Raw genomic sequence first — 2,460 nt, forward strand, 5'->3', positions numbered from 1 at the left:
GTGCTGGCCTCCGCCGTCGGCCTCGCCCGCGACCTGGTCAACACCGCTCCCGGCGACCTGTGCCCCGCGGACCTCGCGGGCGTCGCCGAGCAGGTCGGCCGGGACAGCGGTCTGGAGGTGACGGTCCTCGACGAGGAGGCGCTGGTCGAGGGCGGATACGGCGGCATCGTGGGGGTCGGCCAGGGATCGGCCAACCCGCCGCGCCTGGTCCGCCTGTCCTACCGCCACCCGCAGGCGGCCAGGACGCTCGCGCTCGTCGGCAAGGGCATCACCTTCGACTCCGGCGGCCTGTCGCTGAAGCCCACCTCCTCGATGGACTGGATGAAGTCCGACATGGGCGGCGCCGCGGCGGTGCTCGCCGCGATGCGCGCCATCGCCGAACTGCGGCCCGCGGTGAACGTCGTCGGCTACCTGGCCGTCGCCGAGAACATGCCCAGCGGCACCGCGCAGCGCCCCTCGGACGTGCTGACCGTCTACGGCGGCAAGACCGTGGAGGTCCTCAACACCGACGCGGAGGGCCGCCTGGTGATGGCGGACGCGCTGGTGCGCGCCCACGAGGACGACCCCGACCTGATCGTGGACGTGGCCACGCTGACCGGCGCGCAACTGGTCGCGCTGGGCACCCGCGTCTTCGCGGTGATGGCCAACGACGACGCCGTACGCGACCGGGTGGTGGCCGCGGCGACGGAGGCCGGCGAGGCGGCCTGGCCCATGCCGCTGCCCGAGGAACTGCGCAAGGGCCTGGACTCGTCGGTCGCCGACATCGCCAACGTCGCGTCGGAGCGCTGGGGCGGCATGCTCAGCGCCGGTGTCTTCCTCAAGGAGTTCATCGCCGACGGAGTCAAGTGGGCGCACCTGGACATCGCCGGACCGGCGTTCAACCAGGGGCAGCCCCACGGCTACACCCCCAAGGGGGGCACGGGCGCGGCGACACGCACCCTCGTGCGCCTGGCCGAGTCCCTCGCCGAAGCCGAATAACCCAAACCGGACGCCATGAGCCGCGTCCGGGCTCGCCAACGGTGTGCGACCACACCGCAGAAACCAGTCAAGGAGTGTCCTTCCCGTGAGTGAGAGCGGCGGCACATTCGACCTCGTCATCCTGGGCGCCGGTAGCGGCGGCTACGCGGCTGCCATCCGCGCCTCCGAACTCGGCATGCGTGTCGCCCTGATCGAGAAAGACAAGCTCGGCGGCACCTGCCTGCACTACGGCTGCATCCCGACCAAGGCCCTGCTGCACGCGGGCGAGGTCGCCGACACCATCCGAGAGAGCGAGAAGTTCGGCGTCCGGGCCGCGTTCGACACGATCGACATGGCCGGGGTGCACCAGTACAAGGACAAGGTCGTCAGCGGGCTGCACCGCGGTCTGACCGGTCTGATCAAGTCCCACGGCATCACCGTCGTCGAGGGCGAGGGCAAGCTGACCGGCGTCGACGAGGTGACCGTCAACGGCGCGGTCTACAAGGGCGCCAACATCGTGCTGGCCACCGGGTCCCAGGCGCGTTCCCTGCCGGGTCTGGAGGTGGACGGCGAGCGGATCATCACCAGCTACGAGGCCCTCCGGCTGGACCGCGTCCCCAAGTCCGCGATCATTCTGGGCGGCGGCGTCATCGGCGTGGAGTTCGCCAGCGTGTGGCGGTCCTTCGGCGCCGAGGTGACCATCGTCGAGGCCCTGCCGCACCTGGTCCCGGCCGAGGAGGAGTCCAGCTCCAAGCTGCTGGAGCGGGCCTTCCGCAAGCGCGGCATCAAGTTCGAGCTGGGTAGTCCGTTCGAGAGCGTCAAGACCACCGAGACCGGGGTCAGCCTGACCCTGGCCAACGGCAAGACCGTCGAGGGCGAGCTGCTGCTGGTGGCCGTGGGCCGCAGCCCGGTCTCCCAGGGCCTGGGCTTCGAGGAGGTCGGCATCCGGCTGGAGCGGGGCTTCGTCCAGGTCGACGAGAACCTGCACACCGGTGTCGGCAACATCTACGCGGTGGGCGACCTCATCCCCACCCTGCAGCTCGCGCACGTCGGCTTCGCCGAGGGCATCTTCGTGGCCGAGCACATCGCCGGGCTGAACCCGGTGAACATCGACTACGACGGCATTCCGCGGGTCACCTACTCCGAGCCCGAGGTGGCGTCCGTGGGCATCACCTCCAAGAAGGCGGCCGAGCGCGGCATCGAGACCGTCGAGTTCGTCTACAACCTGGCGGGCAACGGCAAGAGCCAGATCCTGCAAACGCAGGGCGCGGTCAAGGTCATCGCCGCCAAGGACGGCCCGGTGCTCGGCGTGCACATGGTGGGCAGCCGGGTCGGCGAGCTGGTCACCGAGGGCCAGCTCATCTACAACTGGGAGGCGCTGCCGGCCGAGGTGGCGCAGCTCATCCACCCGCACCCGACCCAGTCCGAGGCGCTGGGCGAGGCGCACCTGGCCCTGGCCGGCAAGCCGCTGCACGTCCACGACTGATCTCGGCGGGGGGGGGG

2 protein-coding genes are annotated in these 2,460 nt (G+C 70.7%); both read left to right on the forward strand.

Features of this window, described 5'->3' with window-relative positions:
* On the forward strand, positions 1 to 978 hold a 978-nt coding region (locus tag AC529_RS00005), incomplete at its 5' end, for a leucyl aminopeptidase (protein ID WP_157080013.1).
* A gap of 85 nt (positions 979 to 1,063) precedes the next feature.
* Positions 1,064 to 2,443 carry a dihydrolipoyl dehydrogenase gene (lpdA, locus tag AC529_RS00010; RefSeq protein ID WP_068752877.1) on the forward strand — a complete coding sequence of 460 codons (1,380 nt, stop codon included), beginning with the start codon at positions 1,064 to 1,066 and terminating at the stop codon, positions 2,441 to 2,443.
* The last annotated feature ends 17 nt before the right edge of the window (positions 2,444 to 2,460 follow it).

Origin of the sequence: Thermobifida cellulosilytica TB100 (genome assembly GCF_001517975.1) — a bacterium.
In the GTDB taxonomy this organism is placed as follows: Bacteria; Actinomycetota; Actinomycetes; order Streptosporangiales; family Streptosporangiaceae; genus Thermobifida; species Thermobifida cellulosilytica.